This window comes from Luteibacter sp. 22Crub2.1 (assembly GCF_900167995.1).
GTDB classification, from domain to species: domain Bacteria; phylum Pseudomonadota; class Gammaproteobacteria; order Xanthomonadales; family Rhodanobacteraceae; genus Luteibacter; species Luteibacter mycovicinus.
In genome coordinates this window covers 165,153-186,466 of the sequence record NZ_FUYT01000001.1, presented here as the reverse complement: position 1 = coordinate 186,466, position 21,314 = coordinate 165,153, and the positions used below count along the sequence as shown (strand labels likewise).

23 protein-coding genes are annotated in these 21,314 nt (G+C 65.0%); 9 read left to right on the top strand and 14 right to left on the bottom strand.

Features of this window, described 5'->3' with window-relative positions; all coding sequences use genetic code 11:
- Positions 1–48: 48 nt before the first annotated feature.
- The 3 genes from B5X73_RS00820 to B5X73_RS00810 all read right to left on the bottom strand — a co-directional run bounded on the left by B5X73_RS00820 (position 49) and on the right by B5X73_RS00810 (position 4,018).
- Positions 49–1,194, bottom strand: coding sequence for a FecR family protein (locus B5X73_RS00820; RefSeq protein ID WP_176167671.1), 1,146 nt, complete (start codon positions 1,192–1,194; stop codon positions 49–51).
- Positions 1,187–1,705 carry an RNA polymerase sigma factor gene (locus B5X73_RS00815; RefSeq protein WP_036112903.1) on the bottom strand — a complete coding sequence of 173 codons (519 nt, stop codon included), beginning with the start codon at positions 1,703–1,705 and terminating at the stop codon, positions 1,187–1,189. The genes B5X73_RS00820 and B5X73_RS00815 overlap by 8 nt, the downstream gene beginning before the upstream one ends.
- 102 nt (positions 1,706–1,807) lie before the next feature.
- Entirely contained in the window at positions 1,808–4,018 is a 2,211-nt protein-coding gene (locus tag B5X73_RS00810) for a TonB-dependent receptor (RefSeq protein WP_079519981.1), read from the bottom strand.
- 180 nt (positions 4,019–4,198) lie between these two features.
- Here B5X73_RS00810 and B5X73_RS00805 point away from each other — a divergent pair, with 180 nt between their 5' ends.
- Both B5X73_RS00805 and B5X73_RS00800 read left to right on the top strand, forming a co-directional pair.
- The gene (locus tag B5X73_RS00805; RefSeq protein WP_079519979.1) at positions 4,199–7,312 is read left to right on the top strand and encodes a CheR family methyltransferase; all 3,114 of its coding nucleotides are present in this window, start codon (positions 4,199–4,201) and stop codon (positions 7,310–7,312) included.
- 21 nt (positions 7,313–7,333) lie between these two features.
- Entirely contained in the window at positions 7,334–7,723 is a 390-nt protein-coding gene (locus tag B5X73_RS00800; protein WP_036112909.1) for a response regulator, read from the top strand.
- Between the two features lie 37 nt (positions 7,724–7,760).
- Here B5X73_RS00800 and B5X73_RS00795 read toward each other — a convergent pair whose 3' ends face one another.
- Both B5X73_RS00795 and B5X73_RS00790 read right to left on the bottom strand, forming a co-directional pair.
- Positions 7,761–9,065: a carbohydrate-binding protein gene (locus B5X73_RS00795; RefSeq protein WP_051943619.1), complete on the bottom strand. Its 1,305-nt coding sequence runs from the start codon at positions 9,063–9,065 to the stop codon at positions 7,761–7,763.
- A gap of 428 nt (positions 9,066–9,493) precedes the next feature.
- A complete protein-coding gene (locus tag B5X73_RS00790; protein WP_079519977.1) occupies positions 9,494–10,330 on the bottom strand; it encodes a CHAD domain-containing protein in 837 nt (278 codons plus the stop codon).
- A 109-nt stretch (positions 10,331–10,439) separates the two neighbouring features.
- Here B5X73_RS00790 and B5X73_RS00785 point away from each other — a divergent pair, with 109 nt between their 5' ends.
- Entirely contained in the window at positions 10,440–12,026 is a 1,587-nt protein-coding gene (locus tag B5X73_RS00785) for an inorganic phosphate transporter (protein ID WP_079519975.1), read from the top strand.
- Here B5X73_RS00785 and B5X73_RS00780 read toward each other — a convergent pair.
- The 6 genes from B5X73_RS00780 to B5X73_RS00755 all read right to left on the bottom strand — a co-directional run bounded on the left by B5X73_RS00780 (position 12,014) and on the right by B5X73_RS00755 (position 16,990).
- Entirely contained in the window at positions 12,014–12,907 is an 894-nt protein-coding gene (locus tag B5X73_RS00780) for a bestrophin family protein (RefSeq protein WP_079519973.1), read from the bottom strand. The genes B5X73_RS00785 and B5X73_RS00780 overlap by 13 nt on opposite strands.
- Entirely contained in the window at positions 12,904–13,245 is a 342-nt protein-coding gene (locus tag B5X73_RS00775; protein WP_343124634.1) for a 2-hydroxyacyl-CoA dehydratase, read from the bottom strand. Before B5X73_RS00775 ends, B5X73_RS00780 begins: the two co-directional genes overlap by 4 nt.
- A gap of 161 nt (positions 13,246–13,406) precedes the next feature.
- Complete coding sequence (locus B5X73_RS00770) at positions 13,407–13,928, bottom strand: hypothetical protein (RefSeq protein ID WP_043694172.1); 522 nt, start codon at positions 13,926–13,928, stop codon at positions 13,407–13,409.
- Positions 13,929–13,942: 14 nt separating this feature from the next.
- Positions 13,943–14,311, bottom strand: a complete 369-nt coding sequence (locus tag B5X73_RS00765; protein WP_217699710.1) for a BON domain-containing protein — start codon at positions 14,309–14,311, stop codon at positions 13,943–13,945.
- Positions 14,312–14,415: 104 nt separating this feature from the next.
- Positions 14,416–15,147, bottom strand: coding sequence for a 2OG-Fe dioxygenase family protein (locus tag B5X73_RS00760; protein ID WP_079519969.1), 732 nt, complete (start codon positions 15,145–15,147; stop codon positions 14,416–14,418).
- Between the two features lie 115 nt (positions 15,148–15,262).
- Positions 15,263–16,990: a L,D-transpeptidase family protein gene (locus B5X73_RS00755; RefSeq protein ID WP_176167670.1), complete on the bottom strand. Its 1,728-nt coding sequence runs from the start codon at positions 16,988–16,990 to the stop codon at positions 15,263–15,265.
- A 143-nt stretch (positions 16,991–17,133) separates the two neighbouring features.
- Here B5X73_RS00755 and B5X73_RS00750 point away from each other — a divergent pair, with 143 nt between their 5' ends.
- On the top strand, positions 17,134–17,856 hold the full coding sequence (locus B5X73_RS00750; RefSeq protein WP_079519965.1) for a murein L,D-transpeptidase catalytic domain family protein: 723 nt from the start codon (positions 17,134–17,136) through the stop codon (positions 17,854–17,856).
- A 53-nt stretch (positions 17,857–17,909) separates the two neighbouring features.
- Positions 17,910–18,248, top strand: coding sequence for a hypothetical protein (locus tag B5X73_RS00745; protein ID WP_079519963.1), 339 nt, complete (start codon positions 17,910–17,912; stop codon positions 18,246–18,248).
- 16 nt (positions 18,249–18,264) lie between these two features.
- Here B5X73_RS00745 and B5X73_RS00740 read toward each other — a convergent pair whose 3' ends face one another.
- Positions 18,265–18,951 (bottom strand): SOS response-associated peptidase, encoded by a 687-nt coding sequence (locus B5X73_RS00740; protein WP_079519961.1) that lies wholly within the window; start codon positions 18,949–18,951, stop codon positions 18,265–18,267.
- An 88-nt stretch (positions 18,952–19,039) separates the two neighbouring features.
- Here B5X73_RS00740 and B5X73_RS00735 point away from each other — a divergent pair, with 88 nt between their 5' ends.
- Entirely contained in the window at positions 19,040–19,255 is a 216-nt protein-coding gene (locus B5X73_RS00735; RefSeq protein WP_079519959.1) for a hypothetical protein, read from the top strand.
- A 3-nt stretch (positions 19,256–19,258) separates the two neighbouring features.
- Here the strand turns inward: B5X73_RS00735 and B5X73_RS00730 are convergent, their stop codons facing one another.
- A complete protein-coding gene (locus B5X73_RS00730) occupies positions 19,259–19,642 on the bottom strand; it encodes a DNA-binding transcriptional response regulator (RefSeq protein WP_079519957.1) in 384 nt (127 codons plus the stop codon).
- A 38-nt stretch (positions 19,643–19,680) separates the two neighbouring features.
- Positions 19,681–20,085: a hypothetical protein gene (locus tag B5X73_RS00725; RefSeq protein WP_079519955.1), complete on the bottom strand. Its 405-nt coding sequence runs from the start codon at positions 20,083–20,085 to the stop codon at positions 19,681–19,683.
- Between the two features lie 153 nt (positions 20,086–20,238).
- On the opposite strand from B5X73_RS00725, the gene B5X73_RS00720 reads away from it, so the two are divergent.
- The 3 genes from B5X73_RS00720 to B5X73_RS00710 all read left to right on the top strand — a co-directional run bounded on the left by B5X73_RS00720 (position 20,239) and on the right by B5X73_RS00710 (position 21,291).
- Complete coding sequence (locus B5X73_RS00720) at positions 20,239–20,652, top strand: hypothetical protein (RefSeq protein WP_139382605.1); 414 nt, start codon at positions 20,239–20,241, stop codon at positions 20,650–20,652.
- A gap of 69 nt (positions 20,653–20,721) precedes the next feature.
- Positions 20,722–20,961, top strand: a complete 240-nt coding sequence (locus tag B5X73_RS00715; protein WP_079519951.1) for a hypothetical protein — start codon at positions 20,722–20,724, stop codon at positions 20,959–20,961.
- Between the two features lie 96 nt (positions 20,962–21,057).
- Entirely contained in the window at positions 21,058–21,291 is a 234-nt protein-coding gene (locus tag B5X73_RS00710; RefSeq protein WP_139382604.1) for a hypothetical protein, read from the top strand.
- Positions 21,292–21,314 lie beyond the last annotated feature (23 nt).

The following is a 21,314-nucleotide window of genomic DNA, read 5'->3' as shown; positions in this document are numbered from 1 at the left end:
GGGCCATCGGGTACCGCCGATTCGATGAATTTTTTCTTACAGCGTCGTTTAGCGTTTCGCCGAAACGAACCGGATGCGTCCTGGTTCGCGGATCACGCGGACGTTCGGCAGGCTGCCGAGGTAGCTGACAAAGGCTTCGACGTCGCTCGCGTGGAAGACGCCGCTGATACGTTTGTCCGCCAGGTCGGGGTCGTCGATGGTCAGCGGTGCCTGCGTATACGCGTTGAAGCGCCGGGCCACGTCGGCCACGCTGCTACCGTGGAAGGCGATCTCCGCCGGCAGCCAGGGGGCGACCGTGGCAGTGGCGTGATTGGCGTGACCCAGCAGACGCCCGTCCATGGCGACGCGTGCGTCTTCGCCCGCGCCGAGCGCGACGATAAGATCGGTCGACCATGCGGAGCCGGTGACGCGCTGGCTCGCGCGATCCAGCCATGCCACGGGGCGCTGCGATACGGTCACGCGTCCGCTGACCACGCTGACGTCGGTCTCGCCGTCGCGAAGACCGACGTTGAAGACCGTGCCGATGTCGTCGATCCGCTGGCCACCCGCCATCACGGACAGTGGGCGCGCGGGATCCTTGCCTATGTCGAAACTGGCGTGGCCGGCGATCATCGTGATGCGGCGTGCATGAAGATCGAAGGCAACGTCCACCACGGCGCCCGGTGCAAGCTGGAGCCATGTGCCGTCATCGAGTGCAACGCTGCGGACGGCGGCAGCGTCCGCCGCATAGCGCACTGCCGGGGTTTCCCGGGCCGGCCATGCGCCGATGAGTCCGACGGACACGGCCATCGCGACGCTTGCGGCTATCGCGAGGCGTCGGACGGTGCGGGCCCGCTGACGCTCATGGCGGTGGGCTGTTGCGGGTTCGGCTGCGGCGGATGGTCGCTGCCCATCCTGCGGTGCCGCGACCCTGGACGCCTGGCCGCCACGAACGAACGGCAGCACCGACGGTTCGCTGTCGGCCAGTGCGCGCAGTTCGTCGAGCGTAGCGATCTCGGCCAGCGTCGCTGCGCGCATTTCACCGTGCAACTGAGCGATGGCGAGGTATTCGGCCACATGCTGGGGCGACCGGCGCAGCCAGTCGAGAAAGCGCTGGCGGGTGCCCGCGTCGACCTCCTCACGCATGTCGAGGTGCCAGGCCGCGGCTTCTTCGGTCGTGCGTCGCGATACGCGCGTCGTCCGTGCTTCATTCATAGCGCAGCATCCCTTGCCGGCACGTAGCCAGTCCCTTGACGATGTATTTCTTGACCATGTTGGTGGAGATCGACAACTGCTCCGCGATCTCGCGGTAGGACAGGTCATCGCGGTAATGCATGACCAGGACGGCGCGACATTTCGGCGAAAGCCGTCCGATCAGTGTCGCCAGTCGTTCACGGCGCAACGCGCGATCGACGTCGGCGCCCGCGTCGCATGGCGTGGCGAGGCGTTCGATAACGTCTTCGAGCCCTTCACTGCTGATCGGCGCGCGCTGTTTCATCTGCGCGTGTTCCTTGACCAGGTTGGCGGCGACGGTGAACAGATAGGCTTCGGGGTTGCGAACGTCCGAAGCATCGCCCTGACCATTGCGCAGCAGGCGCAGGTAGACCTCCTGCACGAGGTCTTGCGCATCCCAGCGATGGGAGACGCGGCGGAGGAAGTAATTGGCGAGGGTGGGACCCTTGTCGACCAACAAGCGCGCCCAACTCGACGGCGTCTCGTGGCTCAAGGTCGCTCCCGGTTCGTGTGACGAGCCTAGGAGGCGTTTGTGGCAGCGGTGTTACGGCGCAGGGCCGGCTCCTGTGGGAGCCAGCCCCGCTGGCGATGCTCTTTACAGGTCGAACGAAGCCGACACCAGGAACGTACGCGGCGTCCCCTGGCTCAGGTAACCGCCATTGGCACTGGCCCAGTAGCCCTTGTTGGCCACGTTCTGCACCGTCAGGCGGAACGTGACGGGCACACCCTCCAGATGCGCCGTGGTACGTGCACCGATGTCATAGGTGGTCCATGCCGGCAGCTTCAGCGAGTTGGCGGCATCCAGGTACTGCTTCCCCGTGCGGACGGCGCGTGCGCTCAGCGAGATATCCGGGGTGTTCGGAATGTCCCATTCCGCACCGAGGTTCGCCTGGAAGCGCGGCGTGCCGATCGAGTCCCTGCCTTCGTTGACCCCGTCCTGCGTGTCGGTCTGTTCCGGCTGGATGTAGTTGGCGCCGCCCAGCAGGCGCAGGCCCTTGACCGGTTCACCGAAGAAGCTCCATTCGACGCCGCGGTTGCGCTGCTCGCCGTTGACCACGTAGGTGATCGTCGAGGGATCGACATACGCGTTGGGCTGCTTGATCTGGAACAGCGACAGCGTGCTGCCGAACTCGCCGGCGTCCCACTTGACGCCGACCTCGTTTTGCTTCGATTTGTAAGGTGCGAATACCCGGCCGGCATTCGTCACCGGCAGGCCGCCGTACGTATCCGGCGCCTGGCCGCCCTGGGTGAGCGCTTCGATGTGGTTGGCGTAGATCGACCACTGATCGGCGAACCGGTAATTGATGCCGACGATCGGGCTGTTGGCGAACTGACTGTATTCCGAGTTCTTCACCTCGGTGCCGTAGTCGTAGCCGAGCACCTCGAGCTTCTGGCGCCGGGCGCCCAGGGTCACCTGCAGGCGGTCGTCCATGAAGCCGAGTGTGTCGGAGACGGCAACGCTGCGCAGTATCGTACGCCCGGTGATGCCCGGATCGGCAATAGGACCGATGTCGTAGTCGAACGCCGGAACCGGCACGTAGGTCGGCGAATAGATGTTGGTCTGGATGGGCGTCAGCGAACCGGCGTACGCCGCCTTCTTGCGGAAGTTGAGTGCCGAGAAACTCACGTTGATGCGCTGGCTCACGTCGCCGTCGAACTTCGCGTTCAGACCCGCCTCGCCGGTGGCGGTGTCCGCGATATAGGGGACGGTGAAGCGTGTCTCGGTGGCGCTGCCGCTGCCGTCGAGCAGCCTCGGGCTCACGTAGTCGCCATACTCGTTACCGTGATGGACACCGGCGGCCACGTAACCGGTCAGCCAGTCGGTGAAGTCATATTCGGCACGAACCACGCCGAAGGTATCTTCCAGCGACGAGTTGGACCACGGCTGGGCATAGTTTGTCTTCGCCGAAGGCGCGCGCGGCACATAGGTCAGGCCGCCGTTGTAGACGACCGCACGGCCACCCGTAATGTCCTGCTTCTGATAACCCAGATCGGTCGTGATGCGCAGGTTCTCGCCCTGGAAGTCGAACGCGACGCCGAGCGCGGTGACGCGACGCTTTTCGCCATCGATGGCGTCGCCACCCTCGCGGTGGACGGCGTTCACGCGGATACCGAATTCCTTGCCGGCGCCGAACCGACGGCCGATATCGACGCTCTCGCCGATCTGGCTGTCGCTGCCCCAGTCCATGCCGATACGCGTGATGGGTTCGGCCTCGGCGCGCTTGGGCGCGATGTTGATGTTGCCGCCGACGGCCGTGCCTCCCGGGCTGATACCGTTGAGGAACGCGCTGGCACCCTTGAACACCTCGACGCGGTTGACCAGCTCAGGCGCCAGCAGCTGACGCGGCAGGAGGCCATAGAGACCGTCGAAGCCGATGTCGTCGCTGGCGACCTGGAAACCGCGGATCACGAAGGTCTGCGAGAAATTGCCGTAGCCGAAACCGGTCCGGACCGACGGGTCGTTCGAGACCACGTCACCCAGCGAGCGGGCCTGCTGATTGCGGATCAGCGTGTCCGTATAGCTGGTCATGCTGAAAGGCACGTTCATCATGTCCTGGTTACCCAGCACGCCGAAGCGGCCGCCCTGGGCAACCTGCCCACCCGCGTAGGCCGCCGTAGGCGCGACGACATTCGCCGCTACCTGCATGCCGGACAGGGTGGTGACGTTGTCCGTGTGCTTGTTCTGATCGTCCGGGGCGGATGCATCGGCCGCGTGTGCGGCACCGGTGACGAGAAGCGCACCGATGAGAGAGGCGCGGATGGACACGGCGAGGCGGCGACGCGCCTGGAAGGAGGTGGCAAGCATGGTGGTCCCGAGAGCGAGAGTCGCCCGGCTAGAGGCGAATGGAAATGCGAATCGATCTTATTATGATCGATCCGTGAATCCGCCGCCAGTGGCGGGACGCCGCGGCCATTTGACTTCCGGGGCGGTGCGCACGAGCATGGTCATGCCTTCTAGATGCCGGGCGCCAGGATGAGGGACGCCATGAGCCTTGAAGACACCTTTCTCGTCGTGGGTATCGGCGCTTCCGCCGGTGGCATCGAAGCCCTGCAAGGTTTTTTCCAGGGCGTACCGGATGAACTGGACGCCGCCTTCGTCGTCGCGACCCACCTGAACCCCGAACGCGAGAGCCTGCTGCACGAGGTACTGGCGCGCTTCACCTCCCGGCCCGTCTCGGTCGCTGTCCATGATTCGCCTGTGGAATCGGGGCATGTCTACGTACTGCCCGAAGGAGCCACCCTGACCACCGCCCAGGGGCGCCTCGTGCTCACTGCGACCGTGGGTCGCGGCGAGGTCAAGCCTGTCGATCTGCTCCTGGCGTCGCTGGCCACGGACTTCGCCGAGCGGTCCGTCGGCGTGGTTCTTTCCGGAGGCGATGGAGACGGGACGCTGGGGGTCAAGGCGATCAAGGAGCACGGCGGTATCACCATGGCCCAGGCGCCCGATGGCTTCGGCCCGCGCCATCCCAGCATGCCGGACACGGCGATCTCCACGGGTTTCATCGACTTCGCCTTGCCCGCCGAGCGTATGGGGGCGCGCCTGCTCGACATGATGCACGCGGCGGATGCCCTCGAGCGGACCGGCATCGCATCCAGGGAGGCGGAGCAGTCCCGCGCCGACCTGCTGGGCCACATCTACAAGTTGCTGCGTGGCCAGCTTGGACACGACTTCAGCGGATACAAGACGAAAACCTTCGTCAGGCGCGTGGAGCGACGCATGCAGGTACACGACATGCGCTCGATGGATGAGTATCTGGCGCTGCTTCGCACGGACGCGCAGGAGGTGCACGCGTTGTTCCGCGACCTGCTGATCAGCGTGACCAGCTTCTTCCGGGACGCCGCCGCTTTCGAAGCGCTGGCGGCCAGCGTGATACCCCGGCTCTTCGAGCACAAGGGAGCCGACGATGTCGTACGCCTCTGGGTGCCCGGCTGTGCCACGGGTGAAGAGGTTTACTCCATCGCCATCGTGGTACGCGAATACATGGATGCGTTGAGCGCGCCGCCGAAAGTCCAGTTGTTCGCCACCGACATCGATGACAGCGCGCTTTCCGTGGCCCGCGCGGCTCGCTATCCGGAAGCACTGATGACGTCCGTGTCCGCTGAGCGCCGCGAGCGATTCTTCACCGCTGACGGGGACGCATACGTGGTGGCCAGGGAAGTGCGCGACCTGTGCATCTTCTCCCCGCACAGCCTGATCCGCGACCCGCCGTTTTCCCGCATCGACCTCGTGTCCTGCCGCAATCTGCTGATCTATTTCGGCGCGGATGTGCAGAGCCAGGTGATTCCGATCTTTCATTACGCCCTTCGTCCGGGCGGTTTCCTGTTTCTGGGCTCCGCTGAAAATGTCAGTCTGTTTGACGATCTGTTCGAATCCCTGGAGAAGCGCCATCGTATTTTCCGTCGACGCTCCGACAGCACTCGCAATCTGCGCCTTCCGGTGGGTCCCGCGCGGGGTGCCGGCGGGTACGCCGCCGTGATGTCCCCACGCCGTACCGACGTGCCGGGAACGGGTCTTCGCCAGCTGGTGGATCAGCAGGTGCTGGATCGCTTCGCGCCTGCGCACGTCGTCGCCAACCGCGATGGCGACGTGGTCTATTACTCCTCGCGTACGGGCAAGTATCTCGAGCCGCCCGCAGGCGCGCCGACCCGTCACCTGATGACCATGGCGCGGAAGGATATCCGGCTCGATCTGCGAACCTGCTTCCGTGCCTGTGTCGAGAGCGGCCGTGCCAGCAGCCGCGAAGGCGTCATGGTGGAACTCGAAGACGGGCGCATTCAGGTCCTCACGCTGCACGTCGAGGCCCTTCAGGGCGGAGACGCCGCCGATTCGCTGTACATCGTCCTGTTTGTCGATCAGGGAGTGGTCCAGAGTCGCGGCGATGCGATCGATCACCTCGGTCGTGGCAGCGCCGACGGTTCGCAGGTGGAACACGAACTGCGCGAGACGCGCGATCGCCTGCAGTCGATGGTAGAGGAGTACGAGACCTCGCTCGAGGAACTCAAAGCGTCCAACGAAGAACTCGTCTCGGTCAACGAAGAACTCCAGTCCACCAACGAGGAGCTCGAAGCATCCAAGGAGGAACTGCAGTCCGTCAACGAGGAACTGCACACCGTCAATGGCGAGCTTCACGGCAAGATCGACGCGCTCGACCGGGCCAACAGCGACCTGATCAACCTGTTCGACAGCACGAACGTGGCGACGGTGTTCCTGGATCGCGGTCTCGTCATACGCTCCTACACACCGGCTGTCGCAACGGTCTTCAATATCCGGGGCAGCGACCGCGGCAGGCCTATCACGGATCTGTCCACGCAGCTGCTGATTCCCACCCTGCCGGAGGACATCGACAAGGTCTTCCGGTACCACGCGCCGATCGAGCGGCGCACCACCAGCGAGGACGGGCGGCGGCACTACCTCCTTCGCGTCGCCCCTTATCAGGCTTCCGATGCGCAGGTGGACGGCGTCGTGGTGACCTTTCTGGACATCACGAGCCTGACCCGCTCGGAAGCGCGACAGAGGATGCTCATCGCCGAGTTGCAGCATCGGACGCGCAATCTGCTGACCATCGTGGAGAGCATCGTCCGACGCACCGTCAAAGGTTCGCAGGGCCTCGACGAACTCAGCGTCCGTTTCGGCGCGCTCAGCCGTGTGCAGGGTCTGGTGGGAAGCCAGTCCGGTGAGTCGATCGACCTGAGCGATATGCTTCGGCTGGAACTGGAGGCTCACCCGGTGCCCGCCGGCAAGGTCTCCATGGAGGGTCCCGCCGTGCCGCTCAGCTATGACGTGGCGCAGACACTGTGCATGGCGCTGCACGAGCTGACAACGAACGCGGTGAAGTACGGTGCATTGCGGAACGACGGTGGTGGCACCCTCGCCGTGACCTGGCGCCTCATCGGCGAGAGCGAGGAAACGCTGTCGTTGACGTGGAAGGAAAGTGGCGTGGCGATCGCGAACCGCGAGGTCGGAAAGGGTTTCGGACGGGAACTGATCGAGCAGGCGCTCGCGTTCTCGTTACGTGCCAGGCCCTCCTGGCAACTGGAGGAAGACGGTGTCCACTACGTTCTCGACATGCCGATGAACAATCGCGGCGTCCATTACTGATCGGCGAGGGGGGCGAAGACCATGGGTATGGAACTGACCGGCAAGGCGGTCATGGTGATCGAGGACGACTACGTCATCGCGCAGTCGCTCGTCGTTCTCCTTCGATCGGCAGGTGCCAACGCCATCGGACCGTTCGGATGGCTCGATGAAGCGATCCGGCATGCCGCGTCGGACGCCTACATCGATGCGGCGCTGGTCGATGTAAACCTGCACGGCGAGTATTCCTACCCCGCCGTCGATGCACTCCTTGCTCGTGGAGCGCACGTCGTGTTCATGACCGGCTATGCGCGCGACAGCATCAAGCCGGCCTACAGCAGCTGCACGATCTGCACCAAGCCTTTCAGGCGCGCCGACGTGGTCGAGGCGTTGCTGTCCGTCCCCGGCCGCCAGCGCCCGGCACACGTATCGTAAAGCCGCCCCCGGACACGGCCGGGGGCGGCGTATCGCGTCAGCGACCGAGGTCGCTCAGGAACCGCCTGGTGTACTGCAAGGCACTGGTGCCCGACACCGAGTTGCACGTCGGCGAGGCAAAGCCGCCGTTGTTGCCGTTGGTGCATGGCGTGTCGCGGTCGAGCGACCAGAAGTGCACGCCGGCCAGCTTGTTGGTCGCGGCGTACGCCGTCACCTCGTCGATGTCCTGAAGGGTGAAGGTCTCGCTCGACACGTCGTTGACACCGATCATTGGCGTGAGCTCGATCTTCGTCAGCGGAATGCCGTAGGTGTGCTGCAGGTTCTTCGCCGCCTGGATGGCCGACTGACCCATGTCGCAGCTACCGCCGCTGACCACGCAGATACCGGCACCGGCCGCACCGTAATCCATCGTCATGAGGTTGATGGTGTAGTTCTGCAGGCCGGATGCGAGCACGGCACGGACCACCGTGTCACCGGTGCTGTTCAGACCGCCGTAGCTGCCGTCCGAAGCGGCCAGGGTGGCCAGCGTGAACGAGAAGCGCAGGTTCGGATACAGGCCTGCGGCGTACTTGGCATTGGCGATCAGCGCGTTGAGCTGCGCGGGCGTCTGGCCGGCCTCGATGTCGAAGTCGATGCCGACGAGGTGCGATGAGTTGTACGTCTGGATGAACTTGGCCATGCCCGCGGTGCTGCCGCAGGTAAACGTCCCCGCCTGACCACCGGTGGAGACGACGTAGTTCACGCCTGCACTGTTGAGCCGCGCGATGTTCGCGCTGGCAAATGCCGCGGCGGGAACGCCGCCCCAGTTCTCGCTGCCGCATTCGCCGGTCGCGAAGGCGAGGGTGATCGCACCGATGTTCGGTACCTGCGTGGAGACCAGGCTGCCGCTGCCGACGACCGGAATCCGCGTTCCGGTGACCAGCGTCGACATGATGTTGGTGTTCCAGTCGAGGTTGATCGTGATGTCCTTGTACGGACTGAACAGCAGGTCGCCCGCCGCGGGCGGCGGATTGGTCGGCGGATCGCCGCCCGGGTTGCCCGGATCGGTGGGCGGCGTGGTCGTGCCGCCGTCGCAGGCGCCCTGCGAGGTCCACGGCTGACCGGAGCCGGCACCGCCGCTGTTGGTGGCGGGATCGTTGCCCTGAGTCCACCAGTTGGCGACGTAGTTGGTGCCATTCTTGCTGGCCACGTTGCCGCCGGTATAAACCGTGCCGGCCTGCCAGGCGGCGGCGCACGCCGTGGCCGCATGCGCGGCGTTGACAGGGACGACCGAGGAAAGAGCGAGCGCGATAGCGAGGGCGAGACTGCCTGTACATCCGCCCAGTACCGCACGAGACCGCATAGCTGATGCTTTCGGGAACATGGAGCGCCTCCGGATCGAGTGGTGCTTGAAAGGGAAGGGGCGCGCGCGACCACGGCGGATTGCCGGCATCTACGTCCCCTGACCGCGTCCTTGCGCGATACGACCAACCACGATTGAGCGCTTACGGTTTAGTCCCGAATGACAACGTTGTCTATTTGAAATGTGACGAAATGTGACGGGTGCCATGAAAGCCGCGCCGCCAGTTTTGCGGCATCGCGGGGTATTTTTTCTCGTCGATGCTGTGTATGCGATATCCCGCTCGTGATGCACTGCGCAAGCCACTTTCCGCCAAGAGTGACGGTTCAATTGTCCTGAATGACAACGTGAGTCAATCGATCCGTGTCACGGCGTCGCCGTCGCGAGCCCGTTTGCCGGAAGCACGTATGCGTCCAGGCAAAGGGTACGGTCTACCCGACGCGATGCTGAGGCAGCGAGTCGATCGTGGGCGTGCGGTGCTTCTTCAGCTCGTGCGTTATCGCGACGATCAACGGCGGCATGGTGTCCGGATCGACGATTGTGCGAAGGGTCCTGCGCAGCGCGCGCAGATCCTGCTTGCTGCCTATCGTGTCGGACAGGGCGGACATCGTCCTGGCGAGTGCCTTGTCGCGTTCCGCATGATGGGGGGCAGGCATCCCGGCCGCCTTGCGCGCTTTGCGGATCAACTCCAGCTGCATGCGCAACCGTCGCGCCCGCCTGCGCCAACGGTGAAGATTGGCCGTCGTTGCCGACTTGCGCATGCGCTTGCGCGCTTTCGCCACGCGCTTTTCCGAGTTCGCGAGCGCGCGTTCGAGTACATGCCCGGACATCTTCCACCAGGGAAGCGCGGCGACGGCGTGGGCGAGTTCGCGAATGCGTCTGCGGCGCTCGAGAAACCGGGGATCCTTGATCAGCGCCGCCGTGAGCCGGCTCTCGCTGCGTAACTCCAGCGCCTCGATGGCGTGCTTCCATCCATCGGACGGCTCGGCGCCCGCAAGCAGGCGAGCGGTGAGCACGGCGACGTGGGCGTCGCGCAAGGGCGAAAGGCTCACCGCGAGGCGATCGATGGCGGTTTCCAGTGGCGGCAGCGCGCCCTCGAAGACCGTCGCTCCGAGTCTCAGCAGACTCTTGAGTCGGCGCAGGGCCTTGCGGGCTTCGTGGATGCCGGTGTGCGGCTGCTTGCTATCGCCCAGCGACCGGATGGCTCGACGGCATTCGCTGGCGGCGAATGCGGCCAGGGCCGTGGCGAGTTTCGGTGTGGTCGGCATGGCGGCATTAATACCACGCTTACATGATCTTCACGCCACGCTGCCGCCACTGACACCCGTTCGTCATACGCGCTTGCTACCTCTGGGAGACCAAGACCGGAGGCGCGCCATGAACAGCACCGTCCTGACCGAACAAGCCGCGGGGTCGCCGCAAACCCGCTTGCTCAGCCTGGGTATCTTCACCGCGGTTCTGCTGGCTGCGACCGTTTATGTCGCTATACAGCTCGGCCACGATCTCCATGTGGCGCCCACCAGCCCACTGTTCGAATACGTCCTGCTCGGTGTCGCGCTGCTGATCGCGCTGGGCTTCGAATTCGTCAACGGCTTTCATGACACCGCGAACGCGGTGGCGACGGTCATCTACACGCGTTCGTTGCCGGCCACCTTCGCCGTGGTCTGGTCCGGTGGATGGAATTTCGTCGGCGTGCTGATCTCGAGCGGCGCGGTGGCCTATGCGGTGTTGCAGTTGCTCCCGATCGGACTCGTGCTCAACGTAGGCAGCGGAACCGGTTTCGCGATGGTGTTCGCCTTGCTGCTCGCATCGATCGTCTGGAACCTGGGCACGTGGTATCTCGGGCTTCCGTCGTCGAGTTCGCACACGCTGATCGGCTCGATCATTGGGGTAGGCCTGATGAACCAGATGATGAATCCCGGCAACGCGAATGCCGCCGTCGACTGGAGTCAGGCACTGAGCGTCGGCAAGGCCTTGTTGTTCTCTCCGCTGATCGGCTTCGGTCTCGCTTTCGCCCTGCTGATGCTGCTCAAGACGTTCGTCAAGGCCCCTGAGCTGTACGCCGAACCGCATGGCGACAAGCCGCCGCCGTTCTGGGTGCGCAGTTTGCTGATTCTGACCTGCACCGGCGTGTCCTTCGCGCACGGTTCCAATGATGGACAGAAGGGCATGGGCCTCATCATGCTGATCCTCATCGGTACCGTGCCGAGCGCATATGCACTGAACCGGGCGGTGACGCAGGACGAGACGCAGAGTTTCGTGTCGGTCGCCCACCATGCGAGCGAGACGCTGCAGAAGTATGCGCAGGGCGCGGCGCCGGTGGCATCGGCACGCAGCGAGATCGAGCGTTACATCCAGTCGCGCGAGGCGACGCCGACGACGATGGCCGCCCTGGTCCAGCTCACGGACAGCATCGGCGCGCAGGTTGCCAACCGGCCCACGCTGGCCGACGTGCCGGAGCATGAAGTCAACAACGTTCGCAACAACATGTACCTGAGTTCGGAAGCGCTGCGCCTGATGGAAAAGGACAAGAAGCCCGCCTTCCGTGCGGAGGACAGTGCCGTGCTCGGCAACTACCACGGCCTGCTGGACAAATCGACCAAGTTCATTCCGCCGTGGGTGAAGGTCGCCGTCGCCATCGCGCTGGGCCTTGGGACGATGGTCGGCTGGCGGCGCATCGTGCGCACCGTTGGCGAGCGCATCGGCAAGCAGCACCTGACCTATGCGCAGGGCGCGTCCGCGGAGGTGGTCGCCATGCTCACGATCGGTGCCGCCGATCGCTTCGGTCTGCCGGTGAGCACGACGCATGTGCTCTCATCGGGCGTAGCCGGTTCGATGGTCGCGAACGGTTCGGGTCTGCAGTGGAGCACGGTGCGCAGCATGCTGATGGCCTGGGTGCTGACCTTGCCGGTATCCATCGCTCTGGCCGCGGGGTTGTTCTGGCTTTTGCGTCACCTGTTCTGAGCGGATGCCTGCAAGGCGAGCAGATCGTTTTCGATCGTCGTGCTGTAGGCATCCAGTGGCAGGTCGTTCGGCAAGGTGCCGAAGGGATCTTCGATCTGATCGCCCAGCGCATCCAGGCCAAAGAACGTATACGCAAGCACACCCACGACCAGCGGAGTGAACCAGCCCATCAGGCCGACCAGACAGAACGGCAGCAGGAAGCAGTAGATGTGTACCGTCCGGTGTAGCAGCAGGATGTACGCGAACGGGATGGGCGTGCCCTGTATGCGTTCGCAGCCGCCCAGTACATGCGACAGCTTGCCGAGTTCGGCGTCGATCGCGGCCAGCAGGATGGGCTCGATGTTAAGCGCCCGGGCGATCTCCGCGTAGACGGCCCCGGTGCGCGCCAGCAGGGCGGACGGGCGGTTCGGCGCGGCGAGAATGGCCTCGATGGACGCCTGGTCGAGCCACCGCCCGAGCTCCGCGGCGGGGTCGCTGCCGCGCAGGTGGTGACGAAGCGTGTGCGCATAGGCAATGAGGTGGTATGTGAGCCGGCGCGCGTCGACCGCCTCGATGCACGGCAGGAACGCCATGCGCTGGCGGGCCAGATTGCGCATCGCGATGATCATCTCGCCCCAAAGCGTGCGGGCCTCCCACCATCGCTGATAGGCCACCGTGTTGCGGAAGCCCAGAAAGATGGCCAGCGTGAGACCCATCAAGGTCAGTGGTGCCGCATTCAGACCGGCCTTGAGCGCGAAGAGGCGATGGTCCAGCAGGACCACGATCAGCGACAGAAGGACGGTGTAAAGGACGCGGCGCCAGATCATCGGGACGATCGACCCGTTCACGCCGCTCAGGGAGAAGAGCAGCGAGCGCAGGCTTGGCGTGCGCGTACGGGTCATTCGTCGACGGACGGTTTCTTGGTGCGCGGCTTACGCGGCTTCGGTTCCGCGCTGGCGATCAGGCCCTGGAGGTACGCGATGCCCTCCTCAGGCGGAAACCATGCCACCACGTCGGCCACACTGAGCTGGTAACGAAGCCGCAGCGCCTCGAACTCCGCCCTGGCGGGCGCGAGGGGATCGACCTTCGGCGGCCGACCGCGGCGCTTTGGCGCCACCGGCTCAGGCGCTACCGGCTCGGCCGCGACGACCGGTTTCGTTGCCGTATTCCCGGATAATCGGTCTAGGGCGGCCAGTTCGTCCTGGAACTGCTTGAAATCATATTTGCCGGACGAGTTCATGGTCATGCTTCGATCGTGGGTCGGCCCATTGTGCCACGACGATCCCATTACGGCCTGAGACGGATTGCCCCGGATCGGGCAATACGTCGAACGGGGCGTCGTCCGTGAGCCCCTGTATTGGTAAGAGCGGACGGCACCGTTGGCCGGCGCCGTCCATCGCATCACGTCGGCGCGGTGGCTTCCGAGCCGGTGGAAATATCGTCCGCGTTGTTCCGCTTGAAGACATCCTTTGCCACGTCACGCTGGCGGCCGCTCTCGGTGTGGACGGAAATAAGAATGCTGCCCTCACGGACCTTGGCGTCGTAGCGTTTCGCCTCGAACTCCGGAATGCCCATACCTACCAGCGCACCCAGGATGCCGCCGGTAGCCGTGCCGACGGCGGCGCCGCCCAGGGCGGCCATGATCGGTCCGGCCGCGATGAACGGGCCGACGCCGGGAATGGCGAGCGCGCCGACGCCGGCCAGCCAGCCCAGACCTGCGCCCAGACCCAGGCCGAGAACGCCACCCGTCGTGGCACCTTCGGGCGCCTTGGTGTGGTGCTCGTGCGCGAAGTCACGGGTGCCGCGGCGGTCGGGCAGGAGCGCCGAAATATCGTCGCTCGTGAAGCCCGCCTGCTTCAGTTCCAGCACGATGTGCTCGGCCTGCTCGACGGTACGGGTGGTGCAGTAGACAGATGCTTTCATGACGGTCCTCGCTTTCAGTGCTTGGTATCGAGCTGGTTTTCGACCTGGCTCACGCCGGCCACGGAATGCACGATGCTTTCGACCCGCGCTTTCTCGGCGGCGTCCTTGACCGGGCCGCGAAGCGTGACGACGCCCTTGGCCGCGATCAGTTTGAGGTTATGGGCGGCGCTCGAAAGGCCGTCATCCGCGACGATAGCGGCGCGCACGCTGGCCGCCAGCTTGATGTCGGCCGGGTCGTTCGACTGATCGAACGGGGTCGCATGCTCGGTGTGGCGGTCGCGCTGATTGATCTGGGTGTTGTCGACCTTCGACGTGTCCTGAGCGAACGCGGGTGCGCTGATCAGGGCGGCGAAGACGAGAAGCGGGGCGATACGAAAGGTCACGGCGTCAGCTCCGTCGCGGGGGAGGGCGCAGTACGCGGCAAAAGCCGTGAACCGGCGGTGCAATCCGCGCGACGGGAGTTTCGCTCAGGCTAACGGTGGATGAATCAGGCCGCGCGAAATGTCACGACCAGCACATCGCGATGCGATGCCTGACCCGGATCCAGCGGCGTCACCGGCGTCACGCCGTGAAACACTCTGGGGTCATGGATCAACGCGGCATCCAGCGGGCGGGCGAGAGTGAACTCGCCCAGCGACGTGCCGTCGGGTGCGTGAATGGTCGTCGTGCCGCGAGCGATGTTCTCGCGGTCGACCAGCAGAACCAGAACGTAGTCGACGCCATCGCGATGGCTGCCTTCGGGCGTCGGTTCACCGGCGGCACCGGCCGTGGCTTCGATCCGAAACTGATGGACTTCGACGTGCCATTGCTCGATCTCCGGCGACAAGCCACCGAAGAAGTCGCGGCAGAATTCGAGAATCGCACGCAGCGTCGCTCCCCCGGCGATCTCCGGAAGCACCGGCTCGAACCAGCGGGCGATGTCGCCCTGCAACGTGTTGTAAGCCAGCGTCTGGAAATGCGCCTGATGCGGGCGCTGCTCGACATGACCGAAGCGCGAGGCGGCATAGACGGCGTGGCGACGTCGGCGAAAGCGCCCTGTCGCGGCCAGATAGGTGTCGGGCTCCAGGGCGTCCCAGCTCGCACGGAAGGTGTCCCAGTCGGCGAGCGGTGCGATGTTCGACACCAGCTCCCGCATGTCGTCTCCCTGGACGAAGGCGAAGCCGTCATCCCGAACCTGGTCGTGTAAGGTCGTCTCGGTCGCGGTGGGAGAGGGGTTCATCCACACAGTATACGACCGGGACCCTTGCTTGCGCCGTGCGGCAAACGGCCCCGGATGCCTTACCGATATCTGTCAGGCGCGTTCCGGTCCGACACGATGCGGATGCACTCCCGGCTCAGGGCGCACGTAGCGGTTGCGGCTTGTCCAGTGCGGCGACCAGCGGCCCGTCGCGATCGTAGATGTCGGGCTTGTAGCTGAGCTTGCCGTCGTCGGCGATGTCCACGGTCCAATAGGCAAGAAGCACGGGCACCGCGGTGGGCAAGGTGACGTTCTGCGTCTTCTTCGTCGCGATGCGCTCGTCGATCGCCTGACGGCTGAACTTGTCCGGATCGTTGAACAGCAGCTCGACCAGGTCGAGAGGATGCTCGACGCGGATGCAGCCGGAACTCGTGTCGCGCTTGGCCCTGGAGAACAGCTCCTGGTGCGGCGTGTCGTGCAGGTACACCGCGAAGGAGTTCGGGAACCGGATCACCACCTGTCCCAGCGAGTTGCCCGGGCCGGCGTCCTGCCGCAGTGTGATCCCGCGCGGGTTGGCCCAGTTGACGCTGGATGCCGCCACCACGTTGCCGGCACTGTCGAGCACGCGGATACGGTTGTTGGCGAGGTACGACGGGTTGCTGCGGATCTTGGGGAGCACGTCGTTCTTCAGGATCGTGGGTGGCACGGTCCACGTCGGGTTGAACGTGACGTACGTGATCTGCGACCGGAAGATCGGCGTGCTTCGATAGGGCTTGCCGACCTGCACACGCGACTTCCATACGGGATTTCCGTCGCGGTAGAAGCTGATCTTGTAGCCGGCCACATCGACGACGACGAATGTACCCTGCAGTGAATGCAGCAGCCAGCGTGCGCGCTCGAGATTGGCGCGGACCTGACCGATACGGTCCTGCACGGGGACGTTGAGCGAGGCCTGCGTGCCGGCGCCCACACTGCCATCGGCATCGAGATACTGGTCGGCCTGAAAGCGTTTGACCGCGTCCGCCAGCGCGTTGTCGAAGTGGTGTCCATGGGCGAGCGTCGGATCGAGATAGCCGCCAGCCACCATGCGGGCGCGCAAGGCTTCGACGCGGGCGTCCTTCATGCCGGGCTTGAGCGTCGGGCCCTCGGGGACGCCGGGCCATCCGCCCTGCGCGGCGGTGGTTCGCAGCTGCGCCAGTGCATCGCGCAGTTTGGCGTAGAGCGGGTTTTGCGGCCTCGCCATGGCGAATGCCTGGTCGACACTGCGCTCATCGACCGATGTCTGCAGCATCGACATACCCTGTTGAGGATCGATGGCGGCGGCATCGAAGTTCCAGGTCGGATCGAGCCGGACGGGGTCGACCTTGCCGCGGGCCAGCTGCACGAGCGCGGTGATGTAAGCGCTGCTCGCGGCCATGTCGAAGTCGGCCTTCTTCTCGGGCGTGGCGCTGGCGCGGTCGGGGGATTCGGCAAGCGCCTTCAGCTCGCTGAGGTGGTAATCCTCGGGAAGAAGCCCGTCGGCGTCGACCGAGGCGAGGCCCCCGAGCAGTTGCTGGACATTGCTGTCGTCCGTCCATGCCGCGGTGTAGTGGCGCTGCATGTAGAAGTCGGCGAGTGCCTTACCGAGCGCGGCGTCCTGTCGCGAAATCGGGCTGCCCTGGATCGGCGCCATCTGCTGGACGCGTGCGTAAATGGCCTGGGCGACGGGATCGTCGATGGCTGGCGGAGCAGGGGTGGATGCCGCCGTCGCGGGGTCGGGCGCGACGACGGGCGGCGGCGACGCGGCCGATGCCGCCGTCGCCGGATGCACCTGCGGGCCCGCCGCGGCGGCGAGCGGAAAAAGCGACCACGCGAGGAGTGCGGCGCTGCGAAATCTGGCTTCCATAGTCATTATCTATCGCTTCCGGTGGAACGGCGGGCTTTACTTAAAGCATTTCACATATATGAATGGCAGAGATGTGACGGCTTTGTGGTCAATAAATGATCAGCGCGTTAGGATGGCCCGTCGTACTTCATCCGGCTGGTCGCATGATTCGATCGTTTCGGACGCTTCTGGCGTCGGCGCCACTCCTTGGCGCACTGTTTCTTCTTCCCGCGCAGGCCCAAGCCGCCGACTCCCTCGGTGAAGCTCTGGCTCATCTCGCTCCCTCCGCCGATCCGAAGGTGATCAGTCTCGCGGTCAAGGCGGCGGAGTGTGCGCAGACACAGGGCGGGGCGCCGTCGGATCGCCTGGCGGTGATCGATTACTCGAAGCCGTCGTCGCAGCCGCGCCTCTGGGTGTTCGATACGGTGAACAGGAAGCTGCTGTTTCACGAACTGGTCGCGCACGGCAAGAACAGTGGCGACGCCAACGCCACGAAATTCTCCAATGCGCCCGAAAGCCTCGCATCCAGCATCGGCCTCTTCCGTACGTCGGATACGTACATGGGGAAGAACGGGTATTCCCTGCGCATGTCGGGCCTGGAGCCCGGCGTCAACGATCAGGCACTCGCGCGGGCCATCGTGATTCATGGCGCCGCCTATGTGAATGAGGCGATGGCGAAAGTCGCCGGTCGTATCGGTCGCAGCTGGGGTTGTCCCGCCGTTCGCACGGCCATCGCACACAAGCTGATCGACGCGCTGAAGGGTGGTCAGATGGTCTTTTCGTACTACCCCGACCAACGCTGGCTGGCCTCTTCCCATTACCTGAAATGCAGCAACGGCCAGCTTGCCAAGGTGGAAGCCAACACCGTCGCGCGCGCCGGGATCTGATCCTCCCTCCCTGGTCGCGCTAGAATTCCCGGACCCTAACCGTGGAATCGAGCATGAAACACGTTCTTGCGATCGCTGCCTGTGTCGTCCTGGCCGGCTGCGCCACCAGCGGCATGACCGATACCCTGCCCAAGCTCAGCAGCAAGACGGGCAAGAGTGTCACGGCCTATGTGCAGTGCGTCGAACCGAAGTGGCAGGCACTCACCAAGGACGCGAAGGGTAACGCCAAGGACGACGAGGGCCGTGTCACCGCGAACGACAACGGCAAGCATGAGCGCCTTGATGTGACCGCAAGCGGTGCGGGTGCCCAGGTAGTGATGTACGAAATTCAGAAGGTGAAGGGCGGCGATTACGACGGCCGCTATCGCGAAGAGGCCATCTCCTGCCTGTAAGCGCGGTCGCCAGGCATCAGATGACGATGGGCTCGACCAGTTCGGGCCCATCGTTTTTCGGTGAGCCGACGCGCTTGCCGACCGGATGAAAGACGAGGTCCTGCCCGGCCGCCGAGCCGAGGGCTTCAAGTGCCGGTTCGAGGGGCGCGAAGAGCCAGTCCTCCCACGCCTCCGGTGCCAGCATGACGGGCTGACGATCGTGCACGTCGCCCGTGACCTTGCCCGGCTCGCCGGTCACGATGGTGAAGCTGCGTAGCGGCTCGCCATCCGGTCCCCGCCACACTTCCCATAGCCCCGCGAACAGAAGCAGCTCGCCATCGGCGGCCTGGATGAAGTACGGCTGCTTGCTGCCTTTTTCGCCGGTCCACTCGTAATAACCGGAGGCGGGCACCAGGCAGCGACGCCGTCTGACCGCCGCACGGAACGCAGGTTTTTCGGCAAGGCCTTCACGCCTGGCGTTGATCGTCTTCGCACCGATCGAAGCGTCCCGGGCCCATGAGGGTATGAGCCCCCAGCGACCGGGTCCGATGTCGGCGCGGCCATCGCCGGCGGTGACGATCAGTGCTCGCTGGGTGGGAGCGATATTGAACCGGTCGTCGCGCTGGTTGATTTCGCTGGTCAGATCGAGCTCGAGCCGCTCCAGTACGTCGCGACCCTGTCGTGACAGGCTGGCAGGGCCGAAGGTGGCATAGCGTCCGCACATGTCAATGAGCCTACCGATTTCTCGTGATCTTGATGTTTATGCTGCTTCGATCGACGACCGGGGGTGACGAACGTCGATCGGAGGAACTATGGAATCGGTCCGTTATCAGCGCACGCTGGGCCAGCAGGCTACTTACCTCGTGGAGTACGACACCGAAGGTTATCGGATAAGCAGGGACGGGCGGCTCCGTCGGGCGCGACCGCTGGGCCCCGCCTGCCAGGCCATGGGCCGCCGTGAGCGGCAGCGCGCCGCGCGCCGGTTCGCCATCGACGACATCGAAAAGCTCATCGGGATGGAGGAGTAAGGCTCAGGCGACCGGACGGGCGTTGCGCGCGCGATCCACGGCGTCGAGCAACTGGGCACGGTCGAAGGGCTTTTCCAGAAAGACGGCTGTGCGCGGAAACGGCGCGAGGTCCTGTGGGAGCCGGCTGGAAATGACGACGATGGCGGTGGAGGGGCGTTCGCGCAGCGTCGCCTGCAAAAGGACGCTTCCGCGTCTTTCGCCTGGCGTATCGGCATGGATGACCAGCAAGGCCAGGTCGTCCATCTCATTGAAGGCCTGCTTCGCCGCCCGGTACGTCACGACGCCGCGTGCGTCGTAGCCCGCGTCGCTGAGAACCATGGCCACGGTCTCGGCGACCATGGCGGCACGGTCGAACACCAGAGCTGGCTGGCTGGCGAAGTCATTCATGGCGCGATTCTATCCCGCGCGCGCGCCGCGCGGGAGAGTCAGCTTTGCGACGCGTCGGGCGGCCAGTTGGCGTTGATCGTTTTCATCCGCGCCATCAGGTCGCGGACTTCGTCGTTCCGGTCGGCAATCCGCTTTTCCTCCGCCACCTTCTGAGCCGCGAAGTCCTGGTTCGTGCCCTGCACGGTCGCGTGGACAAGGCGACAGGTCTCCTCGGCCGACGCGGCCCGCGTGTGGAAGCCCAGGCGGTCGGCCAGGATCTCCATACGCAAGCCGGGGTGGGTCTGTTCCAGCTCCCGGGCGCGCACGAGGAAGAACTGCTGCCACTCGCGCTCGGGAGCGCCGGAAAGAACGGCTTCCACGCGCGGGATCTCGGGGCGGTCGAATTGCTCGGTATCGTCCACGGCCTCAAACGAGTCGATGTCGATCCAGTCGCGGCTGGCCATTGAGGTATTTCTCCTGGACGATGATAGTGAGCGATAGGGGCGCGCGATTGTTCGGCGTCGGATGTGCACGATCCGTCAGTGGACGGCGCCCGTTCACCGAGCGTCGACGTCACGAAACCAATGCTCTTCACATTCATCAACGAGGCTCTCTCCATGCGCCATTTCTTCATTGCCGGGCTCGCCAGCGTCGTGCTCATCTCCGGCTGCGCGACCCAGAACGAGCGCCACGTCGGTATTCACGACGTTCCGTCCAGCACGGTATTCGCCAATCAGTCTCCGGCGGACGGCGATGCCACGCTGAATATCGTGCGCGACCAGGGCCTCTGGGGCGCCGGGTGCTCGAGCGCCATCTATCTCGACGACAAGGCTGTGGCGGATATGGAGATCGGCGAGCAGCTGGTGCTTCGCGTGCCCTCCGGTACGCGGAAGCTGAGCCTTCTTCCGCACGGGTCGTGTTCGGCCGATCGCGTCGACGTCGACGCCAGTGTGGGGCAGGGCGAAACGAAGAACTTCTCGATTCCGGCCAGCGGTCGGGGACTCGGCGTGCAGGCTCCGCCTAAGGCATAACGCTTGCCATTGCCGTCGCGGAGGCGCAAGAATCATCACGTCGCCGCGACATCGGCAAGGGGGTGTTCCGTGCATCGACGTACCGTGGGTCAGTATTCCGTGGAGGTCCGCACCCTGCGAACCCTGGCCGGCGTCTGGAAAGCCGCCTACATCGTGGAGCCCGCCGTGAGCGCGGGCCCCCGCGATTTCGTGATGATCACCCTCCTGGACGAGTTCGACGACGAGCGCGTCGCCGTCGATGCCGCGATGGAGCGGGGCGTCAGGCACGCCGACTGGCTCAATGCCTCGCGTGGCGCATTGACGCAGTGACGTGACTGTTCCGGCGACTCCGCCATAACGCGGCCACGACGGCTGTCCGCCTAGCTTCGCCGCATGGGCCTCCGGCCCCTTCAGGCGGAGCCGACCTTGCAGCACACCACCCTCTACGTCCCATTCAATGCGTCCACGCGGGGTCCCTGGATCCTGCGTCGAAATGCCGAGCTGGTCGGCCAGTACCCGACGCGCGAAGACGCGCTGCGCCACGCGGTGAGCCTGACTGCGGCGTTGCGTGCGCAGTCGGGCCAGCAGGTCGACATCAAGATCGAGGATGAGTCCGGACGGTGGCAGGCGGCTGAGGTGGAGGGCGCTGGTCCCGTCTGAGGGCTTTTCTTTCCTCCGTCTCA

Bases quoted from the DNA above. Each gene is read 5' to 3' on its own strand.
- B5X73_RS00820 (WP_176167671.1), bottom strand. From the start codon at position 1,194: ATGAATGAAGCACGGACGACGCGCGTATCGCGACGCACGACCGAAGAA.
- B5X73_RS00810 (WP_079519981.1), bottom strand. From the start codon at position 4,018: ATGCTTGCCACCTCCTTCCAGGCGCGTCGCCGCCTCGCCGTGTCCATC.
- B5X73_RS00805 (WP_079519979.1), top strand. From the start codon at position 4,199: ATGAGCCTTGAAGACACCTTTCTCGTCGTGGGTATCGGCGCTTCCGCC.
- B5X73_RS00800 (WP_036112909.1), top strand. From the start codon at position 7,334: ATGGGTATGGAACTGACCGGCAAGGCGGTCATGGTGATCGAGGACGAC.
- B5X73_RS00795 (WP_051943619.1), bottom strand. From the start codon at position 9,065: ATGCGGTCTCGTGCGGTACTGGGCGGATGTACAGGCAGTCTCGCCCTC.
- B5X73_RS00790 (WP_079519977.1), bottom strand. From the start codon at position 10,330: ATGCCGACCACACCGAAACTCGCCACGGCCCTGGCCGCATTCGCCGCC.
- B5X73_RS00785 (WP_079519975.1), top strand. From the start codon at position 10,440: ATGAACAGCACCGTCCTGACCGAACAAGCCGCGGGGTCGCCGCAAACC.
- B5X73_RS00780 (WP_079519973.1), bottom strand. From the start codon at position 12,907: ATGACCCGTACGCGCACGCCAAGCCTGCGCTCGCTGCTCTTCTCCCTG.
- B5X73_RS00775 (WP_343124634.1), bottom strand. From the start codon at position 13,245: ATGAACTCGTCCGGCAAATATGATTTCAAGCAGTTCCAGGACGAACTG.
- B5X73_RS00770 (WP_043694172.1), bottom strand. From the start codon at position 13,928: ATGAAAGCATCTGTCTACTGCACCACCCGTACCGTCGAGCAGGCCGAG.
- B5X73_RS00760 (WP_079519969.1), bottom strand. From the start codon at position 15,147: ATGAACCCCTCTCCCACCGCGACCGAGACGACCTTACACGACCAGGTT.
- B5X73_RS00755 (WP_176167670.1), bottom strand. From the start codon at position 16,990: ATGGAAGCCAGATTTCGCAGCGCCGCACTCCTCGCGTGGTCGCTTTTT.
- B5X73_RS00750 (WP_079519965.1), top strand. From the start codon at position 17,134: ATGATTCGATCGTTTCGGACGCTTCTGGCGTCGGCGCCACTCCTTGGC.
- B5X73_RS00745 (WP_079519963.1), top strand. From the start codon at position 17,910: ATGAAACACGTTCTTGCGATCGCTGCCTGTGTCGTCCTGGCCGGCTGC.
- B5X73_RS00740 (WP_079519961.1), bottom strand. From the start codon at position 18,951: ATGTGCGGACGCTATGCCACCTTCGGCCCTGCCAGCCTGTCACGACAG.
- B5X73_RS00735 (WP_079519959.1), top strand. From the start codon at position 19,040: ATGGAATCGGTCCGTTATCAGCGCACGCTGGGCCAGCAGGCTACTTAC.
- B5X73_RS00730 (WP_079519957.1), bottom strand. From the start codon at position 19,642: ATGAATGACTTCGCCAGCCAGCCAGCTCTGGTGTTCGACCGTGCCGCC.
- B5X73_RS00725 (WP_079519955.1), bottom strand. From the start codon at position 20,085: ATGGCCAGCCGCGACTGGATCGACATCGACTCGTTTGAGGCCGTGGAC.
- B5X73_RS00720 (WP_139382605.1), top strand. From the start codon at position 20,239: ATGCGCCATTTCTTCATTGCCGGGCTCGCCAGCGTCGTGCTCATCTCC.